This is a genomic window from Aureimonas jatrophae, assembly GCF_900104035.1.
GTDB lineage: Bacteria > Pseudomonadota > Alphaproteobacteria > Rhizobiales > Rhizobiaceae > Aureimonas > Aureimonas jatrophae.
The window spans coordinates 62,239-77,468 of the sequence record NZ_FNIT01000011.1 but is presented as its reverse complement, the minus strand read 5'-3'; the positions used below and the strand labels follow the sequence as shown (position 1 = coordinate 77,468).

13 protein-coding genes are annotated in these 15,230 nt (G+C 70.2%); 9 read left to right on the top strand and 4 right to left on the bottom strand.

Annotated features, from left to right (window positions below; genetic code table 11):
- The first annotated feature begins 194 nt into the window (after window positions 1-194).
- The 8 genes from BLQ76_RS18455 (at window position 195) to BLQ76_RS18420 (ending at window position 10,616) form a co-directional block, all read left to right on the top strand.
- A complete protein-coding gene (locus BLQ76_RS18455; protein ID WP_090676474.1) occupies window positions 195-2,081 on the top strand; it encodes an extracellular solute-binding protein in 1,887 nt (628 codons plus the stop codon).
- Entirely contained in the window at window positions 2,078-3,949 is a 1,872-nt protein-coding gene (locus BLQ76_RS18450) for an extracellular solute-binding protein (RefSeq protein ID WP_090676422.1), read from the top strand. The genes BLQ76_RS18455 and BLQ76_RS18450 overlap by 4 nt, the downstream gene beginning before the upstream one ends.
- Window positions 3,950-3,988: 39 nt before the next feature.
- Complete coding sequence (locus tag BLQ76_RS18445) at window positions 3,989-5,071, top strand: microcin C ABC transporter permease YejB (RefSeq protein WP_090676421.1); 1,083 nt, start codon at window positions 3,989-3,991, stop codon at window positions 5,069-5,071.
- A gap of 113 nt (window positions 5,072-5,184) precedes the next feature.
- Window positions 5,185-6,309 carry an ABC transporter permease gene (locus BLQ76_RS18440; RefSeq protein WP_090676473.1) on the top strand — a complete coding sequence of 375 codons (1,125 nt, stop codon included), beginning with the start codon at window positions 5,185-5,187 and terminating at the stop codon, window positions 6,307-6,309.
- Window positions 6,310-6,313: 4 nt separating this feature from the next.
- On the top strand, window positions 6,314-7,357 hold the full coding sequence (locus BLQ76_RS18435; RefSeq protein ID WP_090676419.1) for a cation diffusion facilitator family transporter: 1,044 nt from the start codon (window positions 6,314-6,316) through the stop codon (window positions 7,355-7,357).
- A 15-nt stretch (window positions 7,358-7,372) separates the two neighbouring features.
- On the top strand, window positions 7,373-9,025 hold the full coding sequence (locus BLQ76_RS18430) for an ABC transporter ATP-binding protein (RefSeq protein ID WP_090676418.1): 1,653 nt from the start codon (window positions 7,373-7,375) through the stop codon (window positions 9,023-9,025).
- On the top strand, window positions 9,022-9,675 hold the full coding sequence (locus tag BLQ76_RS18425) for an NUDIX domain-containing protein (protein WP_090676416.1): 654 nt from the start codon (window positions 9,022-9,024) through the stop codon (window positions 9,673-9,675). The genes BLQ76_RS18430 and BLQ76_RS18425 overlap by 4 nt, the downstream gene beginning before the upstream one ends.
- Entirely contained in the window at window positions 9,672-10,616 is a 945-nt protein-coding gene (locus BLQ76_RS18420) for a 2-hydroxyacid dehydrogenase (protein WP_090676414.1), read from the top strand. The genes BLQ76_RS18425 and BLQ76_RS18420 overlap by 4 nt, the downstream gene beginning before the upstream one ends.
- A gap of 12 nt (window positions 10,617-10,628) precedes the next feature.
- On the opposite strand, the gene BLQ76_RS18415 is transcribed toward BLQ76_RS18420, so the two are convergent.
- From BLQ76_RS18415 to BLQ76_RS18405, 3 genes are read right to left on the bottom strand one after another with little or no spacing between them, the layout of a single operon-like run.
- Window positions 10,629-11,486 (bottom strand): C40 family peptidase, encoded by an 858-nt coding sequence (locus BLQ76_RS18415; protein WP_090676413.1) that lies wholly within the window; start codon window positions 11,484-11,486, stop codon window positions 10,629-10,631.
- Window positions 11,483-11,830 carry a MarR family transcriptional regulator gene (locus tag BLQ76_RS18410; RefSeq protein WP_090676411.1) on the bottom strand — a complete coding sequence of 116 codons (348 nt, stop codon included), beginning with the start codon at window positions 11,828-11,830 and terminating at the stop codon, window positions 11,483-11,485. The genes BLQ76_RS18415 and BLQ76_RS18410 overlap by 4 nt, the downstream gene beginning before the upstream one ends.
- A gap of 9 nt (window positions 11,831-11,839) precedes the next feature.
- Complete coding sequence (locus BLQ76_RS18405) at window positions 11,840-13,225, bottom strand: leucyl aminopeptidase family protein (protein ID WP_090676410.1); 1,386 nt, start codon at window positions 13,223-13,225, stop codon at window positions 11,840-11,842.
- A gap of 99 nt (window positions 13,226-13,324) precedes the next feature.
- Between BLQ76_RS18405 and BLQ76_RS18400 the strand changes: the two genes are divergently transcribed.
- Window positions 13,325-14,209, top strand: a complete 885-nt coding sequence (locus tag BLQ76_RS18400; RefSeq protein ID WP_170842658.1) for a tetratricopeptide repeat protein — start codon at window positions 13,325-13,327, stop codon at window positions 14,207-14,209.
- Between the two features lie 22 nt (window positions 14,210-14,231).
- On the opposite strand, the gene BLQ76_RS18395 is transcribed toward BLQ76_RS18400, so the two are convergent.
- Window positions 14,232-15,221 carry a type II secretion system F family protein gene (locus BLQ76_RS18395; protein ID WP_090676408.1) on the bottom strand — a complete coding sequence of 330 codons (990 nt, stop codon included), beginning with the start codon at window positions 15,219-15,221 and terminating at the stop codon, window positions 14,232-14,234.
- Window positions 15,222-15,230: the final 9 nt, after the last annotated feature.

Below are 15,230 nucleotides of genomic sequence, written 5' to 3'. Positions count from 1 at the left end.
ATGTCCGGCCCCGTTTCGCATCAATGGTGGACAGAGGCGCCGGCGTCTTTACCTTCGGGGGGCGCCACCCCGTGCCCTTCGACCGGCCGGGGCCGCCCCATGCGTTCCGCCGGAGATCCCAGCCCTTGGACCCTCGCCCGATCCGCCTCGCCTTTGTCGCCGCGCTTCTTCTGTCCGCCGCCTCGCAGGTCGCGATGGCCCAGGAGGCGTCGGCTCCGGGGACCGCGACCGCCGCCGCGCCGGCCGCAGGCGAATGGCACACGTCCAACGGCCTGATCCGCCCGTCGCGCTATCCCGACGGCTTCTCGCATTACGACTACGTCAACCCCGACGCGCCGAAGGGTGGGACGCTGCGCCTATCGGCGCCCGGCACGTTCGACAGCTTCAACCCCTTTCCCGTGCGCGGCACGCCGGCGGCGGGCTTTGCGGCGTTCGGCGGCGGCATCGCCTACGACACGTTGCTCGAGCAATCCACCGACGAGCCGGGTGTCGCCCATGCGCTCGTGGCCGAAGCCCTGCGCTATCCCGCCGACATCTCCTCGGTCACCTTCCGCATCGATCCCGCCGCACGGTTCGGGGACGGGCAGCCGATCACGGCCGAGGACGTCGTCTGGAGCTTCCAGACCGTCACGCAGCTCTCGCCGCTCTATGCTAACTACTATCGCAGCGTGACGGCGGCCGAGGTGACGGGCAGCCAAGAGGTCACGTTCCGCTTCGACCAGACCGGCAACCGCGAGCTTCCCAACATCATGGGCGACCTCGTGGTGCTGCCCAGGCACTTCTGGGAGGGAACCGACGCGAGCGGAAAGAAGCGCGACATCACGCAGCCGACGCTGGAGATCCCGGTCGGCTCGGGACCCTACCGGGTCAAGAGCTTCCAGCCGGGATCCGTGATCGAGTGGGAGCGCGTCGCGGACTACTGGGCGGCCGACAAGGGCCCGCGCCGGGGCCGCTACAACTACGATACGATCCGCTACACCTACTTCCGCGACCAGAGCGCCTCCTGGGAGGCCTACAAGCGCGGCGGCTACCAGGACTATCGCCTCGAGAACTCGGCCGGGCGCTGGGCGACCGGCTACACCTTCCCCGCCGCCGCGGACGGCCGCGTGAAGAAGGGCGCCTTCCCGTCCGAGACCGGCGAGCCGATGCAGGGCTTCGTGCTCAACACGCGCCTCGAAAAGTTCGCCGACCCGCGCACGCGCCAGGCCATCACGCTCGCCTACAACTTCGAGGAGATGAACCGCTCGCTCTTCTACGGGCTGTACCGGCGCACGACGAGCTACTTCCAGGGCTCCGAGCTGGCCTCGTCCGGCCTGCCCGAGGGACGCGAGCTGGCGCTGCTGGAGCCGCTGCGCGACAAGCTGCCGCCGGAGGTCTTCACGACCCCCTATACGCTGCCGGACTACAGCAAGCCGGGGGCCGAGCGCGACACGCTGCGACGCAGCTTCGAACTCCTGCAGGCGGCCGGCTGGACGCGCAAGGGTTCGAGCCTCGTCGACGCGCAGGGAAGGCCCTTCACGATCGAGTTCCTTGCGGCCGACCCGTCCGCCAGCCGCGTGATCGACCCCTTCGCCAACCAGCTGCGCCGGCTCGGCATCCTCGCCACCACGCGCATCGTGGACGCCTCGCAGTATCAGGCGCTCGTCACGAATTTCGAGTTCGACGTCGTCACCGACCTCTTCGCCCAGTCGCTGTCCCCCGGCAACGAGCAGCGCGACTTCTGGTCGAGCCGCGCCGCCACCCAGCCCGGCAGCCGCAACACGCCGGGCATCCGCAACGAGGCGGTGGACGCCCTGATCGACAAGGTGATCTACGCGCCCGACCGCGACACGCTGGTCGCCGCGACCCATGCGCTCGACCGCACGCTCCTGTGGAACTGGTACGTCGTGCCGCAGTACCACAATCCCGAGATCTGGCTCTCGTGGTGGGACAAGTTCGGCATGCCCGAGAAGGGTCCGGCCTACCAGGGCATCGACCCCTATTCCTGGTGGGTGAAGGGCGAGGTCGCCGTCAACACGCCAGCGGACGCGGCGGCTGCCGGTGAGCCCGACCCGGCCAGCGCCCCGGCTGCGCGCCCGTGAGCGTCCTCTTCACCCGTCGCGGCTTCGGCCAGCTGGCGCTCAGTGCGCTGGCATCCGGCGCGCTGGCCCCCCGTGCCTTCGCGGCGCTTGCGAAGGACACGCCGCTTCATGGACTCTCGGCCTTCGGGGACCTGCGCTACGGCCCGGACTACCCGCATTTCGATTACGCGACGCCGGATGCGCCGAAGGGCGGGCGCGTCGTCTTCACCGTGCCGTCCTGGATCCTGAACCAGGCGCCGGACACGTTCGATACGTTCAACACCTTCGTCCTGCAGGGCAACGCCCCGCCGCGCATAGAATACCTCTATGACGGGCTGATGGTGGGCTCGCTGGACGAGCCGGACGGGCTCTACGGGCAGCTGGCGGACAGCGTCACGGTCTCGGGCGACGAGAACACGTTCCGCTTCCGCCTGCGGCCGCAGGCGCGCTTCTCGACCGGCGAGCCCGTCACGGCGGCCGACGTCGCCTTCTCCTACACATCCATGAAGCGGGACGGGCATCCGAGCCTTCTGGTCGCCCTGGCCGAGCTGGAGGAGGCGACGGCCGAGGACGAGCGGACCGTGGTCCTTCGGTTCTCCGGCCGGCAGACCCTGCCGACGGCGCTCGCCACGCTGTCCCTGCCCGTGGTGCCGGCGAGCTTCTTTGCGAACCGCCCGTTCACCCAAGGCGGCTTCGACCCGATCCCCGGCTCCGGCCCTTACCGGATCGGCGCCTTCATTGCCGGACGCTTCGTCGAGTACGAGCGGCGCGAGGACTACTGGGCGCGCGACATGCCGTTCCAGCGCGGGCTCGACCATTTCGGGACGATCCGCGTCGAGTTCTTCCGCGACCGGCAGACCGCGCTGGAGGCCTTCAAGAAGGGCGACACGACGCTGCGCGAGGAGTTCACCACGCGCGCCTGGGCCAACGAGTACGACTTTCCGGCCGTGCGCGAGGGGCGGGTCGTGAAGGACATCCTGCCCGAGGAGAAGTGGCCGAACTTCCAGTGCTGGGCACTGAACCAGCGCCGCGCGCGCTTTGCCGACGCACGCGTGCGCCGCGCGATCAACCTGTGCTTCGACTTCGAGTGGACCAACGCCAACCTCCTGTTCGGCCTGCGCGAGCACTCGGACTCGCCCTTCCAGCTCTCGACCTACGTGGCGGCCGGCACCCCCTCGCCCGAGGAACTCGCGATCCTGGAGCCGTTGCGCACGCAGTTGCCGCCCGAGGTCTTCGGCGAGGTGTGGCGCCAGCCCGTGTCGGACGGGTCGGGCCGTGACCGCCGGCTCCTGCAGGAGGCGTCGAAGCTTCTTGCCGAGGCCGGCTGGACGCGCTCGGGCGGCGCGCTCGTCAATGCGAGCGGCGAGCGCTTCACGCTGGAATACATGCTGAACGACCCCGAGCAGGCCCGCGTCTACGGCAAGATGGTAGAGACGATGCGGCTTCTGGGCATCGACGCCACGATGCGCGTGGTGGACGCCTCGCAGTACCAGGACCGGCTGAACCGCTTCGACTTCGACATGGTGCTGGCGCGCTTCTCCCTGAACGGCACGCCGACGCGCGAAAGCCTGTCGCTCTTCTTCGGGTCGGACACGCGCGAGCGGAACGGCTCCTACAACTATCCCGGCATGGCCGATCCCGCTGTCGACGCGCTTCTGACGAGAATTGGCGAGGCGAGGACGAGGCCCGAGCTCGACGTGGCGATGCGCTGCCTCGACCGCGTCCTGCGCTCCCGGCTCGACTGGATCCCGAACATCCATGCGCAGGGGCACGCCATGGCCTGGTGGGACATGTTCGGCCGCCCGGCCACCAAGCCCGATTACGGGTTTCCGGCGGAACGGCTCTGGTGGTACGACGAGGCGAAGGCCCGGGCGATCGGCCGGGCCTGACGGGTCCTCGCTCGCTCCGGCCCCCACACGGAACCCTCTATGGCCGCCTATATCCTTCGACGCTTGGCTTTAATGATCCCGACCCTGTTCGGCATCATGGCGGTGTCGTTCCTGGTGATCCAATTCGCGCCCGGCGGACCGGTGGAAAGCGTGGTGGCCTCGCTTCAGGGTCAGGGCGGCGCGGGCGACCGTTTGGGCGGCGGGGGCGGCGACGCGGTGGCGGCATCGGGCGAGAGTTCCAGCTACCGGGGTGCGCAGGGTCTCGACCCCGAGTTCATCAAGCGGCTCGAGCAGCAGTTCGGCTTCGACAAGCCGCCGCTGCAGCGCTTCGGCGAGATGATCTGGAATTACGCGCGCTTCGACTTCGGCACGAGCTTCTTCTCGAACGCGACCGTGGTCGACCTGATCTGGCAGAAGCTGCCGGTCTCGATCTCGCTGGGCCTCTGGATCACGCTCCTGTCCTACGCGATCTCGATTCCGCTCGGCATCCGAAAGGCGCTCCGGGAAGGCTCGCGCTTCGATACCTGGACGAGCGGCATCATCATCGTCGCCTACGCCATCCCCGGCTTCCTGTTCGCGGTGCTCCTGATCGTCCTGTTCGCGGGCGGCTCGTTCCTCGACTGGTTCCCGCTTCGCGGCCTCACCTCCGACAACTGGGCGCAGCTCTCCTGGCCCGAGCGCATCGTCGACTACTTCTGGCACCTCGCGCTGCCGCTCGTCGCGCTCTCGCTCTCGGCCTTCGCCACCACGACGCTGCTGACCAAGAACTCGTTTCTCGACGAGATCCGCAAGCAGTACGTGACCACCGCCCGCGCCAAGGGCCTGACCGAGCGGCGCGTCCTCTACGGCCACGTCTTCCGCAACGCCATGCTGATCATCGTGGCGGGCTTTCCCGGCGCCTTCATCTCGGCCTTCTTCGCTGGCTCGCTTTTGATCGAGACCATCTTCTCGCTGGACGGACTGGGCCTTCTCTCGTTCGAGAGCATCTACAAGCGCGACTATCCCGTGGTCTTCGCCACCCTCTACATCTTCTCGCTGATCGGGCTCCTGACGACGCTCCTCTCCGACCTCACCTACACCTGGATCGATCCGCGCATCGACTTCGAGCGGCGGGGTTCCTGACCATGGCGGACCGCACCCCCGACAGCCCGCGCGAGGATCGCCTGCACCACGACCGGACGCCCGAAACCGTCGTGGAGGCGCAAGCGCAGGCCGATAGCGGCGGCCTTGCGCAGATGGCGCCGCCCGCCCTCGTCACGCGGCCGCCACGCCTGTCGCCGCTCAACCAGCGGCGCTGGCGCAACTTCAAGGCGCACCGGCGCGGCTGGTGGTCGCTCTGGATCTTTCTCGCGCTCTTCGTGGTCACGCTCGGCGCCGAGTTCGTCGCCAACGACCGGCCGATCCTCGTGTCCTACAAGGGCGAGTACTATACGCCGGTCTTCCGCGACTATCCGGAAGAGGTGTTCGGCGGCTTCCTGCCGGTCACCGACTATCGCGATCCCTTCATCCAGAACGAGATCGCCGCGAACGGCTGGGCGCTCTGGCCGTTGATCCGTTACAGCTACAACAGCGTCAACAACGAGATCCCCTCGCCCGCCCCCTCGCCGCCCTCCTGGACCTTCTCCAAGGAGGAGCTCTGCGCGCGCTATCCCGGGGGCGTCGGCGATCCCAACTGCACCTTCGGCAACTACAACTGGCTCGGCACCGACGATCAGGCGCGCGACGTGCTCTCGCGCCTGATCTACGGCTTCCGCATCTCGGTGCTGTTCGGCCTGATCCTGACTGCGGCGAGCGCCGTGATCGGCGTCTTCGCGGGCGCCGTGCAGGGCTATTTCGGGGGCTGGGTCGATCTGGTCTTCCAGCGCTTCATCGAGATCTGGAGCTCGATCCCGGTTCTCTACCTCCTTCTGATCGTCGCCGCGATCCTGCCGCCCGGCTTCTGGATCCTGCTCGGCATCATGCTGCTCTTCTCATGGGTGGCGTTCGTGGGTGTGGTGCGGGCCGAGTTCCTGCGAGCGCGCAACTTCGAGTACGTCAACGCGGCCCGCGCGCTGGGCGTGGGCGACTGGACCATCATGGGCCGCCACCTCCTGCCCAACGCCATGGTCGCGACGCTGACCTTCCTGCCCTTCATCCTGAACGGCTCGATCTCGACGCTGACCTCGCTCGACTTCCTCGGCTTCGGCCTGCCGCCGGGCTCGCCCTCGCTCGGCGAACTCCTGTCGCAGGGGCGCAACAACCTCCAGGCGCCCTGGCTCGGCATCTCCGGCTTCGTGGTGCTCAGCCTGATGCTGTCGCTCCTCGTCTTCGTCGGCGAGGCGGTGCGCGACGCCTTCGACCCCCGCAAGAGCTTCGGGTGACCCCATGAGCCAGCACGACCACGCCCACGATCATTCCGGCCACGGTCACGATCACCACGATCACGCCCACGGCGCGAGCGAACGTCGGCTCCTGATCGCGGCGGGGCTCACCGGCGTCTTCATGGTGGTGGAGGCGGCGGGCGGCTGGCTGTCGGGCTCGCTGGCGCTTCTGGCCGACGCCGGCCACATGCTGGTCGACTTCGCGGGGCTGCTGCTCGCCTTGTTTGCCGCGCGCCTCGCCCGGCGGCCGGCCGACGCGCGGCGCTCGTTCGGCTACGACCGCTTCTCGGTGCTCGTCGCCTACACCAACGGGCTCGTCCTGTTCGCGATCGCCGGCTTCATCCTCTACGAGGCGTGGGAGCGGCTCGCCGATCCCGCGCCGGTCCTGGCCGGCCCCATGCTCGCGGTCGCGATTGCCGGACTCCTCGTCAACATCGGCGCCTTCTTCGCCCTGCACGGGGGCGACGCCGAGGACCTCAACCTGCGTGGCGCGCTGCTCCACGTTCTCGGCGACCTCCTCGGCTCGGTCGCGGCGATCCTGGCTGCGATCGTCATCTTCGCCACCGGCTGGACGCCGATCGACCCGATCCTCTCGGTGCTGGTCTGCCTCCTGATCCTCGGCAATGCCGCGCGGCTCGTGCGCCAGTCCGCGCACGTCCTTCTCGAGGGCGCGCCGGCCGGCGTCGACGGCCCGGCCGTGGCGCGGCATCTCGAGACGAGCGTTCCGGGCGTCGCCGACGTCCACCATGTCCATGTCTGGATGCTGACGCCCCAGCGCCGGGCCGCGACCCTTCATGCCTGCGTCGCGGACGGCGCCGCGGAGGATACGGTCGTGCGCATCAAGACCGAGCTTCGCGAGCGCTTCGCGATCGGCCACGCGACCGTGGAGATCGAGCGCGGCGCCTGTGCGGATGCGGGGAGCGACGCCTGCGCCGGCGGCACCACCCGCGCCCACGACGGGCACGATCACCATCATCACGCCGGCGGCCGTCACGACCATGACCACGAGCACGGCCATGCACACGCCGCCCCGCCCCGCTTCGCCTGAGACGTCGAGCCGCCCTTGAGCCCATCCCTCGCCTCCCCCGCCGCGCCGCCGCTCCTCAGCGTCGAGGGCCTGCAGGTCGCCTTCCGCGCGGAAGGGCGCACGAGCCTGGCCGTGAAGGGCGTGTCCTTCGCGATCCGCGAGGGCGAGACCGTGGCGCTGGTCGGCGAGTCGGGCTCCGGCAAGTCGGTCTCGGCGCTCTCGATCCTGCGGCTGCTCGCCTATCCCGCCGCGAGCCATCCGGGCGGGACGGTGCGCTTCGAGGGCACCGACCTTCTCCATGCCGACGAGGCGGCGCTGCGGCGCGTGCGCGGCAACCAGATCTCGATGATCTTCCAGGAGCCGATGAGTTCGCTCAACCCGCTCCACACGATCGAGCGGCAGATCGGCGAGGTGATGAGCGTCCATCGCGGCCTGTCGGGTTCGGCCGCGCGCGCCCGCACGCTGGAGCTTCTTCACCAGGTCGGCATCCGTGACCCGGAGAAGCGGCTCGGCGCCTATCCCCACCAGCTGTCGGGCGGCCAGCGCCAGCGCGTCATGATCGCAATGGCGCTCGCCAACGAGCCGCGCCTTCTGATCGCCGACGAGCCGACCACCGCGCTCGACGTGACGGTCCAGGCCCAGATCCTGGAGCTCCTGAAAAAGCTTCAGCGCGAGCGCCGCATGGGTCTCCTGTTCATCACCCACGACCTCGGCATCGTCCGGCGCATTGCCGACCGGGTCTGCGTGATGACGAAAGGCGAGATCGTCGAGACCGGCCCGACCGCCGAGATCTTCGCCAACCCGCAGCATCCCTACACGCGGCACCTTCTCGCGGCCGAGCCCAAGGGCCGCCCGCCCGCCGCCAACGCGAACGCGCCGGTCGTCATGGAAGGGCGCGGCGTGAAGGTCTGGTTTCCGGTGCGCACGGGGCTGCTTCGCCGCGTCACCGACCACGTGCGCGCGGTGAACGGCATCGACATCCAGGTGCGCGCCGGCCAGACCGTGGGCGTGGTCGGCGAGTCCGGCTCCGGCAAGACGACGCTCGGCCTCGCTCTCACCCGCATGATCGCGAGCGAGGGCGAGATCCTGTTCGAGGGCGAGCGGATCGACGACAAGCGCTCGGGCGATCTGCGCGCGCTGCGCGAACGCATGCAGATCGTCTTCCAGGACCCGTTCGGCTCGCTCTCGCCGCGCATGCCGGTGGGCGAGATCATCGCGGAAGGGCTGCGCGTCCACCACCGCTCGCTGTCGGCGGCGGATCGCGACCGGCGCGTCGTCGCGGCGCTGGAGGAGGTCGGGCTCGATCCCGCCACGCGCTTCCGCTACCCGCACGAGTTCTCCGGCGGCCAGCGCCAGCGGGTGGCGATCGCCCGCGCCATGGTGCTGAACCCGCGCTTCGTGATGCTGGACGAGCCGACCTCGGCGCTCGACATGAGCGTGCAGGCGCAGGTGGTCGATCTCCTGCGCGAGCTGCAGCAGAAGCACCAGCTCGCCTATCTCTTCATCAGCCACGACCTCAAGGTGGTCCGGGCTTTGGCCAACGAGGTGATCGTCATGCGCGGCGGCGAGGTGGTGGAGCGTGGCTCCGCCGAGGCGATCTTCGAGCGGCCGCAAAGCGACTACACGCGTGCCCTGATGGCGGCGGCCTTCCGCATCGAGGCGGCCTCCGCGGAAGGGATCGGCTCGTGAGCCTCTACCGGCGCCGGCTGGAGGATCAGCCGCTCGACTTCACGATCACGAACGAACCGCGCGTCTTCGACGGCTTCCGGCCGGTGGACGGGATCGAGATCCGGCACGAGCGTCTGGCCGAGGGCGAGCCGCTCGAGGTGCGGCGCGAGGTGATGCGGGGCGGTCGCGCGGCGGTGATCCTGCCCTACGACCCCGCGCTCGACGCGCTCGTCCTGATCCGCCAGTTCCGCATCGGCGCCGCGCTGGCCACCCCCCACGCGGCCCCCCTGGAGCTGCCGGCCGGGCTCGTGGACGACGGCGAGGCGACGCAGGACAGCGCCGCGCGCGAGCTGCGCGAGGAGACCGGGCTTGAGGCGCAGGCGGTCTCGGAGCTGTTTTCCATGCTCTCCTCGCCCGGCCTTACCGACGAGCGCATCACCTTCTTTCTCGCGCTGGTGGACGCATCGAACCTTGCCGGCTCGGCCGGCCTCGCCTCGGAGCACGAGGACATCCTGCCGCTTCTCGCGCCGGTCGATGCGTTGGTCGAGGCGGCCGATGCCGGAGCGATCGAGAACGGCTTTCTTCTCTGCGCGACCCACTGGTTCGCGCGCCACGGCCGCGAACGCGCGCGGCTTCTCCAGGACACGCTGACGACGCAAGGCGCAGAATGAGCATCCTTCTTTCGGTCACCGGCTTCGACCCGACGCGCTGGCGCGACGCCATGCTGCGCGCCGCACCCAGCGAGACCATCGTCCTCAGGCCCTCGTCCTCGCGCGACGAGACGATCCGCTACGCCGTGGTGTGGCGCCAGCCGCCGAGCGTCCTGTCGGAGCTGCCGAACCTCGAGGCGATCTTCTCGCTTGGGGCGGGCGTCGACCACATCCTAGCCGACCGCACCGTCCCGCCCTCCGTGCCGGTGGTGCGGATCGTCGCCCCCGACCTTACCAACCGCATGAGCGAGTACGTCGTGTGGCGCGTGCTCGACCACCTGCGGCGCGGCGCGACCTACCGCGCGCAGCAGGCCGCGCGCATCTGGAACGAGCGGCGCCAGCCGGCCGCCGCCGAGGTGACGGTGGGCGTTCTCGGCCTTGGCGAGCTCGGCCGCGACGCGGCCGCCAAGCTTCGCCTCATGGGCTTTCCCGTGATCGGCTGGAGCCGGGGGCCGCGCGAGGTGGAGGGCGTCGAGACCTTCCACGGCGAGGAGGGCCTGTCCGAGGTTCTGACGCGCTCCGATATCCTGGTCGTGCTCCTGCCCCTGACGGCCGAGACGCGCGGCCTGATCGACGACGAGTTCCTGTCGCGCCTCAAGCGCGAAACGCCGCTCGGCACGCCGATTCTCATCAACGCGGGTCGCGGCGCCCTGCAGCGCGACTCGGCGATCCTGCGCGCGCTCAACGACAACCGTCTGATGGAGGTCTCGCTCGACGTGTTCGAGCGCGAGCCCCTCCCCCAGGACAGCCCGCTCTGGCGCCACCCGCGCGTCTTCGTGACGCCGCATGCCGCCGCCTCCTCGGACCCGGCGGCGCTCGCGCCCCTGATCACCCAGCAGATCGCCGCCCACCGCCGCGGCGAGCCGCTGCGGCACGTGGTGGACCGGCGCGCGGGCTACTGAGGTCCGGCGCCCTCAGAGACGCTTAAGACCGAGGAACGCCGTGCCTTTGGCACCTGTGCGCGAGATCGCCTCGGCAAGTGGCTCGACCGCCGTCATCATGTGATGGGCGTTGGCGTGGAGCAGGCGTTCCCCGTCCAGCATCATCCCGACATGGCCCGGCCAGAAGGCGAGGTCGCCGCGTTGCAGGCGCGCTCCCTCGGGAAGCGCGGTTCCCAGGTCGCGGAACTGAAGGTCGGTATCGCGCGGCGCCTCGATGCCGGCCTGCGCCAGCGCCAGCTGGACGAGCCCGGAGCAGTCGATACCCAGCGCCGACTTGCCGCCCCAAAGATACGGCACGCCCATGAAGAGCTCGCCCACCGCCACGACGTCCGGGGCGACGGCATCCGCAGGCTCCAGATGCTGCAGCACCACCGCGCCGAACGGCTCGATCAGGGCGTAGCGCGCGTTGCGGTCCTCGGCTTCGCCCTTCACGCGGACCATGGCGCCCAGCGGCAGGTCGTGCATGGGCGGCTGCTTGATGTCGGGTCCCGGGAAGACCAGCGTGCGCGATACGCGGACGCGGTGCGTCGGCTCGGGCGAGGCGCCGTCGACGAGCGAGGCGCTCGGCATCCAGCCGACATAGCGGTCGCGCTCGAGCTGCACCCAGCTCCAGCCCTCCTCATCCTCCTCGAAGACGCGCACGGCCTCGCCGAAGAGCGCCTGCGTTTCCAGCGGCTGATCGGAGCCCGCGCGGCGGCGTAGGTCGGCGAACGGCGTGCGCACCGTGGCAACGCGCCCGTCCGCGAAATGCCGGGCCTCGATCTGCCCGCGCAGGCGCGCGTCGGCGAGGTCCGGCCGGATGGCGTTGAGGCGGGGATCGAGCGCGGTCATCGGTTGAGGGCTCCCGCTTCCGCGACGAGACGATCGGCCATGTGGCTCACGTAGAGGCTTCCCTTCACGGTTCGACGAACGAGCACGACGCGGGCATCGGCGGGGTCGCGCCGGCGCTCCAAGAGGTCCATCCGGCCCATCGTGTCGAGCGCCCGCGTGATCACGGGCTTGCGCACGCCAAGCCGCTCGGCGAGTCCGCGCACCGTGTGGGGCGGGGGCTCGAGATAGATGGTGAGGAGGATCGCGGTCTGGCGCAAGGTGAGATCCGGCCCGGCCTCGTGCGACTGCGCGAGCGCCGTGCGATGAAGGAGCCGAAGCGCCTGGGCGGGCCGGATCTCGACCACGGCGTCCCGCTAGCCTCGGGGCGCGGGATAGCGCGCGGCGAGCACCCGGAACAACGCCCGGATGCCCTGCGCCTCGCCGCCGGCAGGCCCCAGCGGCCCGGCCTGCGGCCGCCAGCCGTAGACGTCGAAATGCACCCAAGCCTTCGCCCCGCCCGCGAAGCGCTGGAGAAACAGCGCGGCGGTGACCGAGCCCGCGAAGCCGTCCGCCGTCACGTTGTTGGTATCGGCGATCTTGGAGGCGAGCGCCTTGGCGTAGGGACGCCAGAGCGGCAGGCGCCAGAGCGGATCGTGGACAGCCGCACTGGCGGCCGCGATCTCGTCGGCCAGCGCCTCGTCGTCGGTGTAGAAGGGCGGAAGCTCGGGGCCGAGCGCCACGCGCGCCGCCCCCGTCAGCGTCGCCATGTCGACGAGGATCTCGGGCTCCTCCTCGCCGGCCAGCGAGAGGGCGTCGGCCAGGATCAGGCGGCCTTCGGCGTCGGTGTTGCCGATCTCCACCGTATCGCCCTGGCGCGAGCGCAGGATGTCGCCGGGACGAAAGCTGTTGGCCGAGATGGCGTTCTCGACCGCCGGCACGAGCACGCGCAGGCGCACCGGCAGCCCGGCGGCCATCACCATGGAGGCGAGGCCGAGGACGTTGGCGGCGCCTCCCATGTCCTTCTTCATGAGAAGCATGCCGGACGCCGGCTTGATGTCGAGGCCGCCCGTGTCGAAGGCGACACCCTTGCCGACCAGCGTGACGCGCGGCGCGCCCGGCTCACCCCAACGGATGTCGATCAGGCGCGGCGCGACCGCGCTCGCGCGCCCGACGGCATGGATCAGCGGGAAGCCGGGCAGGAGCGCGTCGCCCGCCGTCACCTCGATGCCTGCTCCGTGTCGTTCGGCCAGGTCGCGCGCGGCAGCCTCGATCCCGTCCGGTCCGAGGTCGTTGGTGGGCGTGTTGACGAGGTCGCGCACGCGGACGATCGCCTCGGCGGCCTGCAGGACGGCCTCGCGCGAGGCGAGCGCGGTCACGTGGAGGCGCGGCGCCCGGTCGGGATCGGCCGGCTTCACGTAGCGCTCGAAACGGTAGCCGCCGAGAAGAAAGGCGAGCGCCGCAAGCTCGGCGTCGAGGCCCACCGTGTCCAGGCGCCAGGCTCCGGCCGGCAGCTGGGCCAGTGCGCCCGCCAGCATCGCCGTTTCGGGGCCCGCAGACCCCTGCCCGAGCCCCAGAACCGCACCGCCGGGACGCCCGTCCTCGCCCGGCAGGACGAGAAGCGCGCCGGGGCTCGCCTTGAAGCCGTTCGCCTCGGCCCAGACCCGCGCGCTCTCCGGCAGCGCCTCCAGACCGCCCTCGAAGACCGGATAAACGGGCCGCGTGTCGGACGGGTCGGACAGCAGGCGCTCGGCAATCGTCATGTTGTCTGTCCTTCAGAGGATCAAGGGCGCGTCAAGGTTGGGTTTCTAGGGTCGCCCCGATGCCGCCCGTTGACGGACCGGCCGAGAGAAGAACGAGCGATGCGAACCTTGCCCGAGACCCGCGTGACGGCCGTCCCCGCCCAGCCCGAGACGAGCGGACGACGTCGTCTGGCCTACCCCCGCTCCCCCGTGCGTGCAAGCGGTGCGGGCGCGCTGGCGGTTCTGGCCGCGGTTCTCCTGACGGGCTGCACGCAGACCTCGCGCATGACCACGGGCTCGGTGACGCCCGCCTCCGCGCCGGCCAGCCCGCCCTCCGCCGAAACCGCCTCGCTGATCGCCACCGACCCGCAAGCGGCCGAGAAGGTCTATGGCGCGGCCTACGAGAAGAATCCGAACGACCGGGGCACGGGTCTAGCCTACGCGTCGGCGCTGCAGGCGGCGGGCCGCAACGAGCAGTCGCTCGCCGTGATGCAGCAGGTCGCGATCAAGCATCCGACCGACCGCGATGTCCTGGCCGCCTACGGCAAGGCGCTGGCGGCGGCGGGCGACCTGCCCAAGGCGTTGGAAACGGTGCGGCGCGCCCAGACCCCGGACCGGCCGGACTGGCGGCTCCTGTCGGCGGAAGGCGCGATTCTCGATCAGCTGGGACGCAAGGACGCCGCCCGCGCGCAGTTCCGCCGGGCGCTGGTGATCCAGCCGGACGAACCCTCGGTCCTGTCGAACCTCGGCATGAGCTACCTCCTGTCGAACGAGCTGCCGGCCGCCGAAGACGCGCTGTCGCGCGCCGTGAAGCAGCCCGGCGCCGACGTGCGCGTGCGCCAGAACCTGGCGCTGGTGGTCGGGCTGCAGGGCCGCTTCGAGGAGGCCGAGCGCATCGCCTCGGCGGTGCTGTCGCCCGAGGAAGCCAAGGGCAACGTCGCGTATCTGCGTCAGATGCTGGGCCAGAAGAACACTTGGAGCGAGCTGCGCGCCGAGCGCGGCTGACGTTGGCCGGCGCTCCCGGTTTTCAGGGCAGCGCCATGATCTGAATGATCGCCGGGCCGATGATCACCGCGAACAGGACCGGCAGAAAGAACACGATCATCGGGACCGTGAGCTTGGGCGGCAGGGCGGCGGCCTTCTTCTCGGCGAGATTCATGCGCGTGTCGCGGCTTTCCTGGCTCATGGTGCGCAGGGCGACGCCGAGCGGCGTGCCGTAGCGCTCGGCCTGGATCAGCGCGGTACAAACGGAGCGCACGCTTTCCAGCCCGGTACGGCTCGTCAGGTTCTCGTAGGCCTGCCGGCGCTCCGGCAGGTAGGAAAGCTCGGCGCAGACCAGCACCAGCTCCTCGGCGAGCGGCACAGACTGGATGCCGATCTCGTCGGCGACGCGCCGAAAGGCGGCCTCGATCGAATTGCCCGACTCCACGCAGATCAGGAGCAGGTCCAGCGCGTCCGGCCAGGCGCGGCCGATCGACTGCGCGCGCTTGGCCGCCACGTTCCGCACATAGATGATCGGCGCGTAGAAGCCGGCATAGGCCGCAAACACGCAGACCAGCATCCGGAAGAAGAAGGGCTTCGAGGCGAGGACGCCGAGGCCGAAGATGTAGAAGACGGCCAGAAGCAGGAAGACCAGCGGCAGCGCCACGCGGCAGAACAGGAAGAGCGTGAGGGCGCGCTGGGAGCGAAAGCCCGCGACCCGCAGCTTGGTGAGCGTCGCCTCGTCCGCCAGCGCCTTGCGAAGGTCGAGCTTCTCGACGACGGTTGCGGCGAAGCCCTGGGCGGACTCCTGGCGCAGCCCGCGCCCCTTGCCGTCGCGCTCGCTCGCCATGCGCGCCCGCTCGCGGGCCCGGACCTGGTCGCGCTCCAGGGCGACGGCGCGCATACGCGTCTTGAGCTCGCGGCCCGTGAGGAGCGGCAAGGCCACGGTCACGAGCGTGGCGAAGACCGCCACCGCCACGAGAAGGCCGAGCGCCGTCTCGCCGGACACGCCCAGAAAGCGGAGCACGGCATCCATGATGAGGGC

Coding starts and splice junctions, on each gene's coding strand:
- BLQ76_RS18445 (WP_090676421.1), top strand. CDS start 3,989: ATGGCCGCCTATATCCTTCGACGCTTGGCTTTAATGATCCCGACCCTG.
- BLQ76_RS18435 (WP_090676419.1), top strand. CDS start 6,314: ATGAGCCAGCACGACCACGCCCACGATCATTCCGGCCACGGTCACGAT.
- BLQ76_RS18420 (WP_090676414.1), top strand. CDS start 9,672: ATGAGCATCCTTCTTTCGGTCACCGGCTTCGACCCGACGCGCTGGCGC.
- BLQ76_RS18395 (WP_090676408.1), bottom strand. CDS start 15,221: ATGGATGCCGTGCTCCGCTTTCTGGGCGTGTCCGGCGAGACGGCGCTC.
- BLQ76_RS18455 (WP_090676474.1), top strand. CDS start 195: ATGGCCCAGGAGGCGTCGGCTCCGGGGACCGCGACCGCCGCCGCGCCG.
- BLQ76_RS18405 (WP_090676410.1), bottom strand. CDS start 13,225: ATGACGATTGCCGAGCGCCTGCTGTCCGACCCGTCCGACACGCGGCCC.
- BLQ76_RS18415 (WP_090676413.1), bottom strand. CDS start 11,486: ATGACCGCGCTCGATCCCCGCCTCAACGCCATCCGGCCGGACCTCGCC.
- BLQ76_RS18440 (WP_090676473.1), top strand. CDS start 5,185: ATGGCGCCGCCCGCCCTCGTCACGCGGCCGCCACGCCTGTCGCCGCTC.
- BLQ76_RS18400 (WP_170842658.1), top strand. CDS start 13,325: ATGCGAACCTTGCCCGAGACCCGCGTGACGGCCGTCCCCGCCCAGCCC.